This is a genomic window from Pseudomonas sp. 10B238, assembly GCF_000970615.1.
Taxonomy (GTDB): Bacteria; Pseudomonadota; Gammaproteobacteria; order Pseudomonadales; family Pseudomonadaceae; genus Stutzerimonas.
This window is the reverse complement of sequence record NZ_KQ033933.1, coordinates 94,840-113,156: the sequence shown is the minus strand read 5'-3', so window position 1 is coordinate 113,156 and position 18,317 is coordinate 94,840. Positions and strand designations below refer to the sequence as shown.

Annotated in this window: 15 protein-coding genes; 11 read left to right on the top strand and 4 right to left on the bottom strand. The window is 58.3% G+C overall.

Annotated features, from left to right (window positions below; translation table 11 throughout):
* Nucleotides 1-16: 16 nt before the first annotated feature.
* From RT21_RS12080 to RT21_RS12070, 3 genes are all read right to left on the bottom strand, one after another.
* Nucleotides 17-676 carry an SPOR domain-containing protein gene (locus RT21_RS12080; protein ID WP_046162914.1) on the bottom strand — a complete coding sequence of 220 codons (660 nt, stop codon included), beginning with the start codon at nucleotides 674-676 and terminating at the stop codon, nucleotides 17-19.
* Complete coding sequence (gene argS, locus RT21_RS12075; RefSeq protein ID WP_046162913.1) at nucleotides 677-2,419, bottom strand: arginine--tRNA ligase; 1,743 nt, start codon at nucleotides 2,417-2,419, stop codon at nucleotides 677-679.
* Between the two features lie 117 nt (nucleotides 2,420-2,536).
* Entirely contained in the window at nucleotides 2,537-4,759 is a 2,223-nt protein-coding gene (locus RT21_RS12070) for a primosomal protein N' (protein ID WP_046162912.1), read from the bottom strand.
* Between the two features lie 204 nt (nucleotides 4,760-4,963).
* On the opposite strand from RT21_RS12070, the gene rpmE reads away from it, so the two are divergent.
* From rpmE to RT21_RS12055, 3 genes are all read left to right on the top strand, one after another.
* Complete coding sequence (gene rpmE / locus RT21_RS12065; protein ID WP_019341291.1) at nucleotides 4,964-5,176, top strand: 50S ribosomal protein L31; 213 nt, start codon at nucleotides 4,964-4,966, stop codon at nucleotides 5,174-5,176.
* A gap of 26 nt (nucleotides 5,177-5,202) precedes the next feature.
* The gene (locus RT21_RS12060; protein WP_046162911.1) at nucleotides 5,203-5,997 is read left to right on the top strand and encodes a thermonuclease family protein; all 795 of its coding nucleotides are present in this window, start codon (nucleotides 5,203-5,205) and stop codon (nucleotides 5,995-5,997) included.
* Nucleotides 5,998-6,122: 125 nt separating this feature from the next.
* Nucleotides 6,123-7,391 carry a malic enzyme-like NAD(P)-binding protein gene (locus RT21_RS12055; RefSeq protein WP_045430808.1) on the top strand — a complete coding sequence of 423 codons (1,269 nt, stop codon included), beginning with the start codon at nucleotides 6,123-6,125 and terminating at the stop codon, nucleotides 7,389-7,391.
* Nucleotides 7,392-7,522: 131 nt separating this feature from the next.
* Here RT21_RS12055 and RT21_RS12050 read toward each other — a convergent pair whose 3' ends face one another.
* Nucleotides 7,523-9,976 carry a penicillin-binding protein 1A gene (locus tag RT21_RS12050; RefSeq protein ID WP_046162910.1) on the bottom strand — a complete coding sequence of 818 codons (2,454 nt, stop codon included), beginning with the start codon at nucleotides 9,974-9,976 and terminating at the stop codon, nucleotides 7,523-7,525.
* Nucleotides 9,977-10,160: 184 nt separating this feature from the next.
* On the opposite strand from RT21_RS12050, the gene RT21_RS12045 reads away from it, so the two are divergent.
* Genes RT21_RS12045 through RT21_RS12010 form a run of 8 tightly spaced genes read left to right on the top strand, consistent with a single transcriptional unit; the run spans nucleotide 10,161 to nucleotide 18,281 of the window.
* Nucleotides 10,161-11,225, top strand: a complete 1,065-nt coding sequence (locus tag RT21_RS12045) for a pilus assembly protein PilM (protein WP_045430802.1) — start codon at nucleotides 10,161-10,163, stop codon at nucleotides 11,223-11,225.
* Nucleotides 11,225-11,797, top strand: a complete 573-nt coding sequence (gene pilN, locus RT21_RS12040) for a type 4a pilus biogenesis protein PilN (RefSeq protein WP_045430800.1) — start codon at nucleotides 11,225-11,227, stop codon at nucleotides 11,795-11,797. Before RT21_RS12045 ends, pilN begins: the two co-directional genes overlap by 1 nt.
* Nucleotides 11,794-12,417 (top strand): type 4a pilus biogenesis protein PilO, encoded by a 624-nt coding sequence (gene pilO / locus RT21_RS12035; RefSeq protein WP_046162909.1) that lies wholly within the window; start codon nucleotides 11,794-11,796, stop codon nucleotides 12,415-12,417. Before pilN ends, pilO begins: the two co-directional genes overlap by 4 nt.
* Nucleotides 12,414-12,941, top strand: a complete 528-nt coding sequence (gene pilP, locus RT21_RS12030; protein ID WP_046162908.1) for a type 4a pilus biogenesis lipoprotein PilP — start codon at nucleotides 12,414-12,416, stop codon at nucleotides 12,939-12,941. Before pilO ends, pilP begins: the two co-directional genes overlap by 4 nt.
* Before the next feature lie 51 nt (nucleotides 12,942-12,992).
* Entirely contained in the window at nucleotides 12,993-15,098 is a 2,106-nt protein-coding gene (gene pilQ / locus RT21_RS12025) for a type IV pilus secretin PilQ (protein WP_046162907.1), read from the top strand.
* A gap of 8 nt (nucleotides 15,099-15,106) precedes the next feature.
* Nucleotides 15,107-15,652, top strand: coding sequence for a shikimate kinase AroK (gene aroK / locus RT21_RS12020; RefSeq protein WP_046162906.1), 546 nt, complete (start codon nucleotides 15,107-15,109; stop codon nucleotides 15,650-15,652).
* Between the two features lie 23 nt (nucleotides 15,653-15,675).
* Nucleotides 15,676-16,767: a 3-dehydroquinate synthase gene (gene aroB, locus RT21_RS12015; protein WP_046162905.1), complete on the top strand. Its 1,092-nt coding sequence runs from the start codon at nucleotides 15,676-15,678 to the stop codon at nucleotides 16,765-16,767.
* 20 nt (nucleotides 16,768-16,787) lie between these two features.
* Entirely contained in the window at nucleotides 16,788-18,281 is a 1,494-nt protein-coding gene (locus RT21_RS12010; RefSeq protein ID WP_046162904.1) for an AAA family ATPase, read from the top strand.
* Nucleotides 18,282-18,317: the final 36 nt, after the last annotated feature.

Genomic DNA, 18,317 nt, shown 5'->3' with positions numbered 1-18,317 from the left:
GAACTAAAGCCTCGGCTCAGCGCGCCTGGCGCTGTTGAAGCAGCAGGTTCTTGTAACCGCTTGCTGATAGCGCCTTCTGGGCCTGATCGAGTCTTGCTCGGTCGGCAAATGGCCCGACCAGCACCCGATACCAGTCCTCGTCACGCACGGTCACGCTTTCAACCCGTACATCCTGGCCGAGCAGAATGATCTGCGCCCTAACCTTTTCCGCTTCGGGCTTCTTGCGGAACGAGCCGGCCTGCAAGAAAAACTGAGTCACCGGTGCCTTGGCCACTGTAGGCGGAGGCGGTGGTACCTGGCCATTCAGAGCGGCTTCGGCGCGCGCCGCGTCGATCTTTGCAGCCTCTTCCGGTGTGGCCGGCTTGGGCGGCTCGGGCTTTGGCGCCTCTGGCGGCAAGATCACTTCCGACTCAGGCAGCAGCGTATAGAAGTCGTACTTCGGTTTGGCTGGCTGGCCCGTGGCGGGAGGCGAACGCTTCGGCTGCTCCTTGGATTTCGCTGTGTCCTTGGTGCGCTGGATCTCATCGCCGCCAGGTTCGAGGTTCATCAGGAACACAATGAAGCCGCCAATGACCAGTCCACACACGAGCCAGATCCAGCCGGGTACCGGCTTCTTGGCGGGTGCCTGGTAGCGGCTCGCGCCACGTTTCGGGGCGGGTTTTTTCCTGGCTGCCACTTACATCCGCTCCAGCGTTTCCAGGCCAAGCAGGGCAAGGCCCTGTTTCAGCGTTTTGCCGGTCAGGGCGGCGAGGCGCAGGCGACTCTGTTTAACCGTCTCGCTCTCAGCGGTGAGTATCGGGCAGTGTTCGTAGAAGCTGGAGAACAGCCCTGCCAGATCGTATAGATAGCTGCACAGCAGATGGGGAACACCTTTCTCACCCACACCGTTGAGCACCTCGGCGAACTGAGCCAGCTTCGCGCCTAGTGCTTGCTCTTGTTCGGCTTCCAGGTTGATCTCGCCGCCGAGTCCATCCATGCCGGTACCCAGCTTGCGAAACACGCTGGCCACCCGGGTGTAGGCGTAAAGCAGGTAGGGGGCGGTGTTGCCTTCGAAGCTGAGCATCTGCTCGAAGTTGAAGCTGTAATCGCTGGTGCGGTGCTTGGACAGGTCTGCATATTTCACTGCGCCGATGCCCACAGCGCGGGCGATTTGCCGCAGCTCCCCTTCGTCAAGATCCGGGTTTTTGCCTTTAACCAGGCTGTAGGCGCGCTGCTCGGCTTCATCGAGCAGGTCAACCAGCTTCACCGTGCCGCCATCCCGGGTCTTGAAGGGGCGCCCATCGGCACCGTTCATGGTGCCGAAACCCATGTGCTCGAGCTGCATGTCGCTGCGGACGAAGCCGGCGCGTCGAGCAACCTCGAAGGTCATCTGGAAATGCAGTGCTTGGCGCTGATCGACAAAATACAGCGCGCGATCAGCCTTTAGCTGCTGACTGCGGTAGCGCATGGAGGCCAGGTCAGTGGTGGCGTAGAGGTAGCCGCCACCGGCTTTCTGCACAATCACCGGGAGCGGGTTGCCTTCGGCGTTCTTGAATTCATCGAGAAAGACGCATTGGGCTCCGTTGCTCTCAGTCAGCAGCCCTTTGACCTTGAGCGATGCGACTATGTCGGCGAGTTCGGCGTTGTAGGCGCTTTCGCCTTTTACATCGTCCGGGGTGAGCATGACATTGAGGCGGTCGTAGACTTCTTGCGCATGGCTGAGTGAGAGTTCGTTAAATTGCTTCCACAGCCGCAGGCATTCGGCATCGCCTGCTTGCAGCTCCACGACTAGCTTGCGCGCGCGTTCGGCAAACTCGGTCGATTCGTCGAACCGTTGCTTCGCTGCGCGGTAGAAGCCTTCCAGGTCCGCCAGCTCCGGTGAGTCGAACCCTTTCGGTTGTTCCTTCACGTAAGCCAGCAGCATGCCGAACTGGGTGCCCCAATCGCCCACGTGGTTCTGCCGGATAACCTCGTCTCCGAGGAATTCGAGCACGCGCGCCACGGCGTCGCCGATGATGGTCGAGCGCAGGTGGCCGACGTGCATTTCCTTCGCCAGGTTCGGTGAGGAGAGGTCGACCACAACGCGTTGCTTGGAGCCCGTTTTGCTGACGCTGAGATGAGGGTCGGCGAGGGCGGCTTCTAACCGCTGCGCCAACGCAGCGCTGTTCTGGAAGAAATTGAGAAAGCCCGGGCCGGCGATCTCAACCTTGCTGACGCTGGGGTCTGCTGGCAATGCTTCGATGAGCTTTTGCGCCAGATCGCGCGGCTTCATCCCGGCTGGCTTTGCCAGCATCATCGCGACGTTGCTGGCAAAGTCGCCGTGGGTCTTGTCGCGGGTGTTCTCCACCTGGATAGTCGGGTTCGACCCCTCCGGCAGCACGCCTTCAGCGGTGAGACGGGCCAGGGCTTGCTGGATCAGATGGCGAATGCTGTCTTTCATGATGTGCTCGGTCGGCCGAAGGCTTTGGTCGAAAACTGGGCATTATCGGTGCCCCGAGGCCGAACCTTCAAGGCTTAAGGCGCTTAGTTGCGCTGGAGTCTGTGCGACAGGCCAACATCAGAACAGGTCGATCGGGTCAACATCCAACGACCAGCGGACGGTGCGGCTACCCGGCAATGCCTCTACCTGCGGCATCCAGGCGCTCATAAGGTTATGCAGTGGTGCGCGGGCGTTAGCTTGTAGCAGCAGCTGCGCACGAAAACGTCCGGCACGTCGCTCCATCGGAGCGGGCACCGGCCCCAGCAGCTCGACACCCGTGAGGCCGAGTTGCGCTATCAGCTGTTCGGCCTGAATACAGGCTTGATCGAGGAAGTCTTCTGCCTGGCCGGGCTTCACCGCCTCGGCCCGCAACAGCGCAAGATGGCTGAAAGGAGGCAAGCCAGCCGCGCGACGCTCGCTCAGTGCCTGTTCAGCGAAGGCGAAGTAGCCCTGCTCGGTCAGCTGAACCAGCAGCGGGTGGTCAGCCAGGTGGGTCTGGATGATCACTTTGCCGGGCTCCTCGGCCCGCCCAGCGCGGCCGGCTACCTGCACGATCAGCTGAGCCATCCGTTCGCTGGCGCGGAAATCGGCCGAAAACAAACCACCGTCCGCATCAAGAATGGCGACCAAGGTCACGCGCGGGAAGTGGTGGCCCTTCGCGAGCATCTGAGTGCCCACCAGCACGCATGGCTCGCCACGGTTGATGGTGGCCAGCAGCTGCTCCATCGAGCCTTTGCGCGAGGTACTGTCACGATCGATGCGCAGCACTGGGTAGTCAGGAAAGAGCGTTGCGAGTCGCTCCTCCGCTCGCTCGGTGCCCGCGCCTACGGGCCTCAGGTCGAGCTTGTTGCAGTCTGGACAGTTATGCGGCGGGCGTTCGGCATGGCCGCAGTGGTGGCAGCGCAGCTCGTTGTGACGCTGATGCAGCGTCATTCTGGCGTCACAGCGAGGGCACTGGCCGATCCATCCGCAATCGTGGCACAGCAGCGAGGGGGCGAAGCCGCGCCGGTTGAGGAACACCAGCACCTGCTGTCCGGCGGCAAGTGTCTGCGCCATGGCCTGCTGCAACGGACCGGAGATGCCGGAATCGAGCGGGCGGCTCTTTATGTCCAGGCGCAGGAAACGTGGCGCTTGTGCCCCTCCGGCACGCTCGGTCAGCTTCAATAGTCCGTAGCGCCCGCTGTGCGCGTTGTGCAGGCTTTCCAGCGACGGCGTCGCCGACCCCAGCAAAATCGGGACGTTCTCTTGGCGCGCTCTGACCACGGCGAGGTCGCGTGCATGATAGCGCAGGCCTTCCTGCTGTTTATAAGAGGCATCATGCTCTTCATCGAGAATGATCAACCCCGGGTTTTTCATCGGGGTGAACAATGCTGAGCGGGTACCGATGATGATGTCGGCCTCGCCGTCCCGCGCCGCAAGCCAGGCATCTAGACGTTCGCGGTCGTTGACATTGGAGTGGAGCAGGGCGATGCGGGCATTGAAGCGTTTTTCGAAGCGCGCCAGGGTCTGTGGCCCGAGGTTGATCTCGGGAATCAACACCAGAGCCTGCTTGCCAGCCTCCAACACCTGATGGATCAGCTGCAGGTAGACCTCGGTCTTGCCGCTCCCGGTGACGCCGGCAAGCAGGTATGCCTGAAAACCATCCAGGCCTGAGCGAATGGCTTCGAAGGCGGCGCGTTGCTGCTGGTTCAGCGGTAATTCCGCCTGCAGCAGCCAGCTGCCCTGGTGCCGCGGAGTCTGGTGGCAGCGCCGGGTCTCGACGCGCAGCAGACCTTTCTGCAACAGCAAATCGAGGCTGTCTTTGCTCAGCTGCAGCTGCGAAAGCAGGGCATGCGCCACGCCGTGAGGATGCTGAGCAATGGTCTTCAGTGCTTCGCGTTGGCGTGGCGCCCGGCTCAGTCTCGGATCTTCGGGCCGCGCGCCGTTGACTACATGCCAGAAGCGCTCCTGTCTCGCCTCGGCGGGTTCGCCCTGGCGCAGCAGGACTGGCAGCGCCCAGCTGAGCGTGTCGCCGAGGCTGTGCTGGTAATACTGGGCAGTCCACAGGCATAGCTTGAACAGCGGCGACGGTAGGGGAGGTCGCGCATCGAGCAACTCCAGAGCCGGTTTGAGCTTCGCGTCGGGGACTTCGCTGTGACTGCCGACCTCTACCAGTATCCCGATGATTTCGCGTCGGCCAAACGGCACGCGCAGGCGCATACCCGGCTGCAGCCCGGCGTTTGAGGCCCCAGCAGGTGGGAGGTAATCGAAGAGCCTGCGCAATGGCGAGGGCAGCGCGAGGCGGAGTATGGATCGGGGCACGCGAAAGTCCTTGGCGGCGAGTGCCGATCTTAAACGATCCGGCGGGGTAGCAGGCTGGCCTGTAGTCCCGGGCTGTGGGGCGAGGCGGGTGTGTGTCCGATCAGCAGCCCTTGCATCGCCTACTTGCTCTGTTATTATTCGCGCCCTTCCGTGCGGTACTCGACATAGGGTCGGGTGGCGGCACAAGTCCTAGAGGATTTTTCCATGAAAGCCGATATCCATCCTAATTACGTAGAAATCGACGCCACTTGCAGCTGCGGCAACGTCATCAAGACTCGCTCTACGCTGGCCAAGAACCTGAGCATTGACGTTTGCTCTGAGTGCCATCCGTTCTACACCGGCAAGCAGAAAGTGCTGGATACCGGCGGCCGTATCGACCGCTTCAAGCAGCGCTTTGGTGTGTTTGGCGCCAAGTAACAAGCTGTCGTTGCTACGGGAGTCCGATGAGATTCTCCGAGCATCTGAAAGAGGCGTCCCTGGTGGGCGCCTTTTTCGTTTCTATCTTCTTCAGCTTGCAAGCTGCGGCGCTTTGCCCGGCCAGCGAGCCGCTCTCGCGTGTGAAGGTCGCGACAGTTATTGATGGCGATACGCTGCGGCTGGTCGATGGTCGCAGTGTGCGACTCATTGGGTTGAATGCCACCGAAATGGGCCGTAAAGGGCGCAGTGCCGAGCCGTTTGCAGTGGCTGCACGAAATCGGCTGCAATCGTTGGTGAGCACCAATGATGGTTATGTCGGTATAAGGATTGGTCGGCAATCCAGGGATCACTACGGGCGTGTTCTTGCTCACGCCTTCGACAAACATGGCGAAAATCTGGAAGCGCAAATGCTTGCCGAAGGATTGGGCTTCTTTGTCGCCATCGCGCCGAACGTATCGTTGGCCGAATGCCAGCGAGCGGCGGAGCTGCAGGCGCGTTCTGCTGGCAAAGGGGTTTGGCGGCAACCTCCTGTGATCGCGGCGGACAGCGTGCGTGGCGGTGGGTTTGCGATTGTCAGGGCCCGCGTCGAGCGCATGGAGACCAACCGGGGAGGTGTCTGGTTGGAACTGGGTGGTTCGCTTGTGGTGCAGATCCCTCCTCAGGTCGTTGCCGCTTTCCATGATGCGCTGAAGGGTTTGTCTGGCAAGGATGTCGAGGTCAGGGGCTGGGTCATCGATCGAAAGAGTCGTGGTGATCGGTCGCGGCGGGCGCGTTGGTTGTTGAAGCTAAGCCACCCGTCGATGCTCATGCCTTTGTCCTGAAGCCGTCGCCAAAAGTCGTACGGCCAGCCCTTGACAGTCAGGTTTTCCGTTCCCTTGTGACGGCGCTCGGTCTTGGCGTATCCTCGACCACCTGTCTGTCCCAGTAAAATAAGCGGAATTGCCCCATGACTGACCTGAAAACTGCCGCTCTCGACTACCATTCCCAGCCCCGTCCGGGAAAGTTGAGCGTCGAGCTGACCAAGCCCACGTCCACCGCTCGCGATCTTTCGCTGGCCTACAGTCCTGGTGTGGCGGAGCCGGTCCGGGAGATCGCCCGAGATCCTGAGTTGGCTTATCGATACACCGGCAAAGGCAATCTGGTTGCGGTGATTTCCGATGGCACCGCAATTCTCGGTCTTGGCAACCTTGGGCCACTGGCATCCAAGCCGGTTATGGAAGGCAAGGGTGTACTGTTCAAGCGATTCGCTGGGGTCGATGTGTTTGATATCGAAGTCGATGCGGAGAGTCCGCAGGCCTTCATCGATACCGTCAAGCGTATCTCCATCACCTTTGGTGGGATCAATCTGGAAGACATCAAGGCGCCTGAGTGCTTCGAGATCGAACGGACCTTGATCGAACAATGCGACATTCCCGTATTTCATGACGATCAGCACGGCACGGCTATCGTCACTGCAGCGGGCATGCTCAATGCACTGGAAATTGCCGGTAAGTCTTTGGAACAGGCAAAAATCGTCTGCCTTGGCGCCGGCGCCGCTGCAACCTCCTGCATGAAGTTGCTGGTTAGCATGGGCGCGAAAATCGAGAACATCTTCATGATCGATCGCAAGGGTGTTATCCATGCGGGTCGTGACGATCTAAACCAGTACAAAGCAGTGTTTGCACATGAGACCGACAAGCGCACCCTGGATGACGCGCTAGACGGTGCCGACGTCTTCGTGGGCCTGTCGGGCGCCAACCTGCTGAGTGCTGAAGGTCTTAAGCGTATGGCGGCCAATCCGGTGGTATTTGCCTGCTCCAACCCGGACCCTGAGATCAGTCCGGAGCTGGCGCACGCGACGCGCTCCGACGTAATCATGGCAACCGGTCGTTCGGATTATCCGAATCAGGTCAACAACGTGCTGGGCTTCCCGTTCATTTTCCGCGGTGCGCTGGACGTCCGGGCCAAGCGCATCAACGAGGAAATGAAGATAGCAGCCGCGCTGGCGCTGCGTGACCTTGCCAAGCTGCCGGTGCCGGCCGAGGTGGCGGCCGCTTATGGCGTTGACAGTCTGGAGTTCGGTCGGGAGTACATCATCCCGAAGCCTATGGATCGGCGCCTGATCACACTGGTTTCCGATGCGGTCGCCAAGGCTGCCATTGAAAGTGGCGTGGCGACTCTGCCCTACCCCTCGAACTACCCGCTTAAGTCTGTCGACGACGTCTTCGGTGGTTGAATGGTGGTCTATGGCTCCGCTTTGACGGGGCTGTAGTTAGAAAAAAACCGGCCAAGGCCGGTTTTTTTATCATCGAAATCCCGCAGAACACTTAGCTGAGCTCGGCTACGCTCTCACGTAGTACTCGGCTTTTAGAAAAGATCCATAGGTGCCGTGTCGCTGGCCGGTAGCGGACTGCCAGGGATGGTTGCGCCTGGCATCAGCTCATCGTTCATGCCGGGCGGTGAATCTTCGTTTCGGAATATTTCGAAATAGGCATCTGGTGTCCCTGGTGCCGCTGCGCGGCCACTGTCAGGGTCGATGCGCAGGGTCAGGATGCCTTCAGGCTCAGCAGGAGCATGTTCAGGTTTGCCCTCCAGCACAGCGCTCATGTATTTCATCCATATGGGAAGGGCCACCGTGCCGCCGTACTCACGGCGACCTAAGCTCTGAGGCTGATCGAACCCGGTCCAGACGGTGGTGACGATGTCGGCGTTATAGCCCGAGAACCAGCTGTCTTTTGATTCGTTCGTGGTCCCGGTCTTTCCCGCGATATCGCCACGGCCCATCGCCAAGGCTTTTCTCCCCGTGCCTCGTTTAATGACGTCTTGCAGCATGCTGGTCATGATGTAAGCGGTCCGATCATCAATGATCTGTTCGGCGTACCTGGGGGGCTGGGGGGCCAGCTCTGAGCGGTCGTCGGCAATGAACGAGTCGTTCTGTGCGTAGGCAATGGCTGTCGCCTCGGGCGCGGCTCCAGAGGTTGGATCAGCAGTGTTTCGTTCTGGCACGCGCACAGGATCTGCGCTGAATATCACCTTCCCGTCTCTATCCTCTATCCGCTCTATCAAATAGGGCTCTATCTTGTAGCCGCCATTGGCAAATGCTGTCCAGCCGGTAGCGATTTCCATTGGTGTCAAGGTTGCTGTGCCAAGCGCAAGCGACAAGTTCGCTGGCAGGTCTTCGGGCTTGAATCCAAAACGTGTGATGTAGTCGATGGTTTGCGGGATGCCGAGCGTTTGCAGCAGGCGAATCGACACTAGGTTGCGTGATTTGTACAGTGCCTCTCGCAAGCGAATCGGGCCGAGGAAGGTGTTGTTGTCGTTCTTGGGTCGCCAAACGCGGTCTAAGCCTTCTTCGACGAACACGATGGGGGCATCGTTAACAAGCGTGGCAGGGGTGAACCCTGCATCCAGGGCGGCGCTATAAACGAAGGGTTTGAAGCTCGAGCCGGGCTGGCGCTTGGCCTGAATGGCGCGGTTGTAATTGCTTTGCCCAAAGGAAAACCCTCCGGTCAGTGCTTCAATGGATCCATCAAGCGGATCGAGAGATACCAGTGCGCCCTGCGCCTGGGGTATCTGGCTGAACAGCGCTTCGCCTTCGACAATGCGGATCCGAATGACATCTCCCGGTTTAACCACGTCGGACGGTGCCTTCGGTTGCGGCCCCAGGCTGTTGGTATTAATGAATGGGCGGGCCCACTTCATACTTTCCCAGGCGATGCTGTGTTCGCTGCCGTCTCGAAGTAGCGCCTGAACGGACTCTTTTGAGGTGCTACTGACGACAGCCGGTTGAATCCCGGACTGGCTGCGATAGTCACCGAGCTGCCTCAGCCAGTCTGCTTCATCCGTGCCGGCCAGGTGAGCTTCCGGGCCACGATAGCCGTGGCGCTGGTCGTATTCGATCAGTCCCTGGGTAAGGGCTTGGTTGGCAGCGATCTGACGTTCGCTGCTGACGGTGGTATGGACGCGGAATCCGTCTGTGTATGCGGCGCTGCCGAAGCGGCCGACCATTTCGGCGCGTGCCATTTCGGCAATGTAAGGTGCGTCAAGTTCGGGCGAGGAGCCGTGATAGGACGCATCGACGAGTTCCGCCAATGCTTGGTGATAGCGGGTCTCGTCTATTTTCCCGAGGCGATACATTCGGCCGAGAATCCAGTCTCGTCGCTCCTTGGCTCGTTCCCTATTCGCGAGCGGATTGAAGGCTGAAGGTGCCTTGGGCAGGCCGGCTATCATCGCCATCTGCGCCAAGCTCAGCTCGCTGATTGATTTGCCGTAGTACACCTGCGCTGCAGCTTCTATTCCGTAGGCGCGGTTTCCTAGGTAGATCTTGTTAACGTACAGCTCAAGGATCTCATCCTTACTCAGTTCTCGTTCAATCTGAAGAGCGAGGAGGATTTCATTGATCTTGCGCGAAAAGCTGCGCTCGCTGGTCAGGAAGTAATTCTTCGCCACCTGCATGGTGATGGTGCTGCCGCCGGTCTGAATATGGCCGGTTTTCAATAATTGCGTGGCAGCGCGCATCAGGCTGGAAACATCAACGCCATAATGATTCGCGAAGTTATCGTCTTCTGCCGACAGCAAAGCGGCGATGAAATCCTTGGGTATTTCATCGAAGCTGATAGGGGAGCGACGCATTTCGCCATATTCGGCGATCAGCTTGTCATCGTGGCTGTAGACACGCAGCGGAATCTGGAGCTGTATGCTGCGTAGCGAGTCGACAGATGGCAGGTTGGGGCTGAGATAGAGAAACGCGCCACTGAGACTGAGCAAAAGTCCGCAGAAAACAGCCAAGCACGACCATAGGAAAAACTTCAGAAAACGCATCGGGTTTCGTTGAATCCAGGATGGGGAATGAGGTGTATGCCGCAGACGGTGCTGAAAGGAAAAACCGTTCACATTATAAGCGGTTTTTCTGTAGGGGAGCCATTTGCGCTTCTGTCAAGGCTGTTATCTAATGCTGACATACATAATTAATCCGTAAGTAGCGGATAGAGATAGGAAATCAGCCGTGCTAGGGCTATTCACTAAGAAAGCGAACACGCTGCTTGGGATCGACATCAGTTCGACGTCCGTCAAGCTACTGGAATTAAGCCGCTCAGGTTCCCGGTATCGGGTTGAGTCCTATGCGGTTGAGCCACTCCCGCCAAATGCTGTGGTTGAAAAAAACATCGCTGAGCTGGAGGGCGTGGGGCAGGCGCTTTCCCGACTGTTAGGCAAGGCAAAAACTGGAGTCAAGTCGGCTGCTGTGGCGGTATCTGGTTCGGCGGTCATCACTAAAAGCATCGAGATGGAAGCCGGGCTCAGCGACGAAGAGCTGGAAAACCAGTTGAAGATCGAAGCTGACCAGTACATCCCCTATCCTCTCGAAGAGGTTGCCATCGACTTCGAGGTGCAGGGGCCTGCCCCTCGTTCGCCTGGTCGGGTTGAAGTGTTACTGGCAGCGTGTCGCAAGGAAAACGTGGAAATACGTGAAGCGGCGCTCGCCTTGGCGGGGCTGACTGCAAAGGTCGTTGATGTCGAAGCCTATGCGTTGGAGCGCTCCTATGGCTTGCTGGCGCCCCAGTTGGGTGCTGGACATGACGAGCTGACCGTCGCGCTCGTCGACATCGGTGCGACCATGACCACGCTCAGCGTATTGCACAACGGCCGTACTATTTATACGCGAGAACAACTGTTCGGTGGTCGTCAGCTCACCGAGGAAATACAACGGCGTTATGGGTTGTCAATGGAAGAGGCGGGCCTGGCCAAGAAACAGGGAGGCCTCCCAGACGACTTCGACAGCGAAGTGTTGCAGCCGTTCAAGGAAGCGGTCGTTCAACAGGTTTCGCGCTCTCTGCAGTTCTTCTTCGCTGCCGGGCAGTTCCACGATGTGGATTACATTCTTCTGGCAGGCGGTACGGCATCGATCCCAGGGTTGGATCGGCTGATTCAGCAGAAAATCGGAACCCAGACTTTAGTCGCCAACCCGTTCGCCGATATGGCATTGAGCAGCAAGGTCAACGCTGGCGCTCTCGCCAGTGATGCCCCGTCCCTGATGATCGCTTGTGGGTTGGCCTTGAGGAGTTTCGACTGATGGCCCGGATTAACCTTTTACCTTGGCGCGAGCAGCTACGCGAAGAGCGTAAACAGCGTTTCCTGGTGTCGCTGGCCGGGGTGGCCGTTGTGGCAGTGGGTTTATTGTTTCTTGCAGACCAGTACTTCACTCATGCCATCGAGCAACAGAACGCGCGTAACGATTTCGTTCGCAAGGAAATTGCCGTTCTGGATACCCGAATCGCAGAAATCAAGGAATTGAGAGAGCGTCGGCAACAACTGCTCGAGCGGATGAAAATTATCCAGGATCTGCAGGGGAATCGTCCAATCATCGGCCGTGTATTCGACCAACTGGTTCGCACGCTTCCCGATGGCGTTTACTTCACCGGGTTGAAGATGACCGGGAAAAACATCGCCATCGTCGGCGCTGCTGAGTCAAACAACCGAGTCTCTAACCTGATGCGTAATTTGGATGGCTCTGATTGGCTGGATGCGCCGAACCTGAACGAAGTGAAGGCCGTCACCGCAGGGGCGATCGACCAGGAGAACGTGTTCCAGTTAACGGTACAACAGACACAACCGGCTGCTGCTGTCGAAGGAGAGAAACCATGAGTCTGGCTAGCTCGATGGAGAGTCTCCGTAGCGTCGATCTGTCTGATCTGGACATGAACAACCTGGGGTCCTGGCCCGCAGCGGTAAAGGTCATCGCTGCGATATTGCTGATGGCCCTGATTCTCGGCGGTGGTTACTACTTCTATCTCAGTGATCTGCAGGCCAGCCTCGACCAGCAAGTGGCAGAGGAAGATAGGCTCAAGCAACAGTTCTCCACGAAAGCATTTCAGGCGGCGAACCTGGAGGCGTACAAGGCGCAGATGCTTGAGATGGAAGCGTCTTTTGGTGCTCTGCTGCGCCAGTTGCCGAGTGATACCGAGGTGCCGGGTTTGCTTGAGGATATCACCCGTACCGGCCTGGGCAGCGGGCTCGAATTCGAAGAAATCAAGCTGCAGCCAGAAGTGACACAGCAGTTCTATATCGAGTTGCCGATACAGATCAAAGTCGTTGGCGCTTATCACGACCTCGCCACTTTCGTGAGCGGCGTATCGAGCTTGCCACGCATCGTTACCCTGCATGATTTCGAGATTAAGCCGAACAGTAAGGATTCGTCTTCCAAGCTGCACATGAGCATCCTGGCAAAGACCTATCGCTATAACGATAAGGGGCTGCAGAAATGAAAGGAGCCCGACTTGTGGCGATAGGCCTGGGCATGGTGGTGCTGGCTGGGTGCGGTGTCAGCGGAGATTTCGACGATCTGCGCAGTTACATGGATGAAGTGCGTGCCAAGCCGAAAGGTTCGATCGAGCCCCTTCCGGCGTTTCTTCCGTACGAGGCGTTTACCTACAGCGCGGCCTCGTTGCGCCATCCCTTCCAGCCGCCTATGAAGATTGATCTGACTCAGCGGCAGAAAGGGACAAAGGATATAAAGCCCGATGAAAGCCGCATCAAGCAGTTTCTTGAGGAATTCAACATTGAAAACTTCGTCATGGTTGGCACGCTGGCCAATGGCGCAGGTAACTACGCCTTGATCAAAGGTGGTGACGGGGTTCACCGAGTCAAGGTCGGTGACTATCTGGGGCGCAACCATGGCCGTATCGTTGAGATCAGCGAAGCCGAGGTGGGTGTGCTTGAAATCGTTCCGGACGGAGAGGGTGGGTGGCTTGAGCGCCCGCGTAGCCTGACCTTGAAAGAGCGCTCTTGAGTCATGGCAAAAATGGAAAACCTATACCGGTCTGCACAACGGAAGCCTTTTATGAATAGCACTCTCACTCGTCTCGGTTTGTCGTTGCTGGCAGCGTTCATTTCGCCTGCATTGCTGGCAGCAAATTTGAATTCACTTGATGTCGCATCGTTGCCCGGCGACCGCGTTGAGCTGAAGCTGGCTTTCGACGAACCGGTTCCCACCCCTCGTGGCTATACGCTCGACCAGCCAGCCCGCATCGCTCTTGATCTGCCAGGCGTATCCAGCAAGCTGGGGTCGAAAAATCATGAGCTGGGTGTCGGTAATGCGCGAAGCGTGACCGTGGTGGAGGCGCAGGGCCGTACCCGGCTCATCGTGAATCTCACTTCTCTGGTTCCGTACTCGACCCGTGTTGACGGCAACAACCTGTTCGTCGTGCTTGGCGAATCCGCTAGTGCCCCAGCTGCTGCTTCAGCTGCTCCTACGGTATCGACGACGTCGGCCGCGCAGAGCACTCCCCTGGCTGTTGGAAAATCCATCAGCAATATCGATTTTCGCCGTGGGGATGATGGGGCCGGCAATGTAGTCATTACCTTGTCTGACCCTTCGATCAGCCCAAGTATTGAAGAGCAAGGCGGTAAAATTCGAGTTTCCTTCGCCAAGACGCAATTGCCGGAATCGCTGCGTGTTCGGCTGGACGTCCAAGACTTTGCTACGCCAGTTAAATTTGTCGATTCAAGCAGCAAGGCAGATGGCGCCAGTATTGCTATCGAGCCCAGCGGTCGATACGACTACCTGGCGTACCAGACTGACGACAAGCTGACCATTAGCGTCAAGCCGCTCAGTGAAGCAGATGCCGAGCAGCGCAAGGCCGAACATTTCACCTATTCCGGTGAGAAGTTGTCACTGAATTTCCAGGACATTGACGTTCGCTCTGTTCTGCAGCTAATTGCCGATTTTACTGATCTGAATCTGGTGGCTAGCGATACCGTACAGGGCAATATCACTCTACGTTTGCAGAACGTACCCTGGGATCAGGCACTGGACTTGGTGCTGAAAACCAAAGGCCTCGACAAACGCCAGGTGGGGAATGTTCTGCTGGTGGCGCCGGCAGACGAGATCGCCGCGCGGGAGCGTCAAGAGTTGGAGGCGCAGCGCCAGATCGCCGAGCTCGCACCGCTGCGTCGCGAGGTTGTACAGGTGAACTACGCCAAGGCTTCAGACATCGCGCGCTTATTCCAGTCGGTCACCGACAAAGGTGGCGACAGCGAGGATCGTGGTTCGATTGCTGTTGACGACCGCACCAACAACATCATCGCTTACCAGACCCAGGAGCGTCTTGACGAACTGCGCCGTATCGTGGCTCAGCTCGACATTCCAGTGCGCCAAGTGATGATCGAGGCCCGGATCGTCGAAGCTAATGTCGATTATGACAAGAGCCTCGGTGTTCGTTGGGGTGGAAATCTTTGGGCCGGCGACAAGTGGAACGCTTGGGGCAAAGGCGGCAATCTGGGCGTAGAGGATGGGGACGAGGGGCAGGTTGGTCGTTTCCCTGGCATACGTGAAACGCCGCTCAACTTGCCTTTCGTTGATATGGGGGCAATTGGCGCTACTTCTGGCATTGGTTTGGGTTTTGTCACGAACAACGCCATCCTCGACCTCCAGCTCTCGGCTATGGAAAAAACGGGCAATGGTGAGGTGGTTTCCCAGCCGAAAGTCGTTACCGCTGATAAGGAAACTGCCAAAATTCTTAAAGGTTCTGAAGTTCCTTATCAGGAAGCAAGCTCCAGCGGCGCCACCAGCACCTCTTTCAAGGAGGCAGCGCTATCCTTGGAGGTCACGCCGCAGATTACCCCTGACAACCGCATCATCATGGAGGTCAAGGTCACCAAGGACGAGCCGGACTTCTCTCAAGCCGCTAGCACTGGCGGTATCCCGTCGATTCGTAAGAATGAGGTCAATGCCAAGGTGTTGGTGACCGATGGGGAGACGATCGTCATTGGCGGCGTGTTCTCCAATACTCAGAGCAAGTCGGTCGATAAGGTTCCGTTTCTAGGTGATTTGCCCTTCGTGGGTCGTGTATTTCGGCGTGACCTCGTACAGGACAGAAAGTCCGAGCTACTGGTATTCATTACTCCGCGGATCATGAATAATCAGGCAATTCAAGCCAGTCGTTAAAATACTTGATGCCGAATATCATTCTCGTGGGTCCGATGGGGGCTGGAAAAAGCACCATCGGACGCCTGCTTGCAAAGGAGCTTCGTCTCCCCTTCCGGGACTCCGACAAGGAGATCGAGCAGCGCACCGGTGCCAGCATTCCGCTGATATTCGATGTTGAAGGCGAGCAGGGTTTTCGGGAGCGGGAGCACGTCGCCATTCAGGAGCTATGCCAAATGCACGGCGTCGTGCTGGCAACGGGTGGCGGTGCGGTGCTTAGAAAGGACAATCGCGAGGTGTTGCGCACAGGGGGGCGCGTTATCTACCTGTGCACTTCGGTCGATCAGCAGCTTGACCGTACCTCTCGGGATCGCAATCGACCGTTGCTGCGAGCTTCGAACCCCCGCGAGGTGCTGACCGGTCTGATGGCTGTTCGGGACCCGTTGTATCGCGAAATTGCCGACATTATCATTCAGACGGACGAGCGCCCACCGCGCCTGGTGGTGCAGGAGATTCTCAGTCAGCTCCAGTCTCCTGGGGCTCGTGAAAGCTTGGGCCGATCTGCGCTATCCTAGTCCCCTTTAATCATGGGGGCCCCATGCATACTCTACAGGTCGATCTCGGCGAGCGAAGCTACCCGATCATGATTGGTGCGCAGCTCATCGATCAGGGTGAGCTGTTGGCCCGCCATATCCGTGGCAAGCAGGTTGCAATCGTTACTAATGACACCGTTGCGCCGCTCTATCTTGAGCGCCTTTCGCGCAGCCTTGGCGAATTCAAGCTGATCCCGATCGTGCTCCCCGATGGAGAGGCGCAAAAGAACTGGCAGACCCTGCAGTTGATCTTTGATGCGTTGCTCTCGGCTAGGCATGATCGCAACACCACGATCGTCGCGCTGGGTGGTGGCGTGATCGGCGATATGGCCGGTTTCGCAGCTGCCAGCTACCAGCGAGGCGTCGACTTCATTCAGGTTCCGACAACTCTGCTATCTCAAGTCGATTCCTCGGTGGGCGGTAAGACGGGTATCAATCATCCGCTCGGCAAGAACATGATCGGTGCGTTCTACCAACCGCAGGCAGTGCTGATCGACACTTCCACTCTGGCAACTCTGCCGTCGCGCGAGTTGTCCGCCGGCCTCGCCGAGGTCATCAAATACGGGTTGATCTGTGACGAGCCGTTCCTCGGCTGGCTTGAGGAGAACATCGACAGGCTTCGAGCGTTGGATCAAGTGGCGCTTACCGAAGCGATAAAGCGTTCCTGTGAGGCTAAGGCCAAGGTGGTTGGAGCGGACGAGCGAGAGTCAGGCATTCGCGCCACGCTCAATCTTGGGCATACGTTCGGCCATGCCATCGAGACCCATCAGGGCTATGGAGTATGGCTGCACGGCGAGGCGGTCTCGGCGGGCACGGTCATGGCCCTCGAGATGTCGAGCCGGCTGGGGTGGATTAGTGCCGATGAGCGAGATCGCGCAGTGCGCTTGCTGTCGCGTGCCGGTTTGCCAGTTGTGCCTCCAGTCGACATGAGTGCTGAGGATTTCCTAAAGCACATGGCAGTCGACAAGAAAGTGCTGAACGGCCAGTTGCGATTGGTGCTGCTCAAGCGCCTGGGCGAAGCCGTGGTAACCGGTGACTTCCCTCGTGAAGTGCTAGAGGCCACATTGAACGTCAACTACGACGCGCTTACGCAATAGTCAGAACCTAAGAGATTTCCATGTCCAGTTTGTCTGCTGACGATTCGTATCTGAATCATTATGGGTTCAGTCATGATCCCTTTGCTGCACGCGTACCCGGCTTCAAGTTCTTCCCAGCTCAGCGCAAGCCAGTGCTTGGGCAGTTGCATCACCTTGCTCGCTACAGCCAGTTGCTACTGGTAGTGACGGGGCCCGAGGGTAGCGGCAAAACACTGGTGCGTCAGGCCCTTGTGGCCAGCAGTAACAAGCAGGCGGTTCAGAGCGTGGTCATCTCGCCCCAGGAAACGCTCGATTCGAACATTCTTTTGCAGCAGATCGCTCAAGCGCTTGGCAGTCAGCGCGCCGACTTCGACTCGATTATGGCGCAGATTATTCAATTGGCGTTGACCGGTCAGGAAGTGTATCTGCTGGTCGACGATGCCGAACGGCTTACGGGGGCGGCCGTCGAAACCTTGCTGCGACTCGCTCAGGGTAGCCCTGAAGGGCGGCCGCACGTCTTTCTCTTCGGTGAGCATGCTCTGGTGGCGCGTCTGGAGGCGTTGGTAGAAGGTGAGGAGCGCTTCCATGTGATTGCGCTTCAACCGTACGAGCAAGATGAAACTCGCGAGTATCTCGCGCTGCGCCTCGAAGGGGCTGGATCTGGGCTGGATTGTTTCACTGAAGAGCAGGTCGAGCGAATTCATGTCGATTCCGGCGGATGGCCGGGTGCCATAAACCAGACCGCTAGAGAGGAGCTTCTCGAGGCAATGCAGCAGTCGAAAGGGCGTCGGAAGTCAGCCGGATGGAGCTTGCCGTTACCCATGAAACACGTGCTCGCTCTGGTCGTCGTCGTTTTCATCGTCTTGATCACCTTGCTGATGATGCGAGACTCGGATAACTCGTCAGCGACGGCTGTCACCACCGCATTGCCGCTGGGGACGGCCCCGGTAACCGAGGCGCTTGACGAGGAGGCCGATACGGCGTCGGAGATCGTCCCGGTGCCGCCTGCTCAACCGGTTATTCGAGAGCCACTTGCTGCTGCTGGTAGTGCCGAGGCGGATGATTCATCGACACCGGCTGTCGAGGAGCCGGTGCCTGTTGAGGAACTGGCTGGCGACAGTGCCCAGGCGCCTGCAGAAATCGCCGTCCCGGTGGCGGTGGAGCCTCCGGCCGCTCAGCCCAATCGCGTAGCCGAGGTGCCGCGGGAGCCTGCGCGTCAAGTTGTCGCGGATACGCCTGCTTCCCCTGCGAACTGGTACGCCAACCAGTCCAAAACTAACTACCTGGTTCAGGTGCTGGGTACGCGGACCCAAGCGAACGCTGAGGCATTGGTCAAACGGCAAGGTGACGGTTTCCGATATTTCGTCAAGCAGCATGAGGGTAAGCCTCTATATGTTGTGACCTACGGCAGTTTCCCAAGTCGTAATGCTGCATTGGAGGCCATCAAGAAATTGCCGCCCTCGCTGCAGGCTGGTAAGCCTTGGGTGCGGAGTTTCACGAGCGTCCAGCAGGAAATCTCGCCGACTCGCCAGTGATTGCCCCAAAATAGTGCGCAATGCCCTATTTTGGGG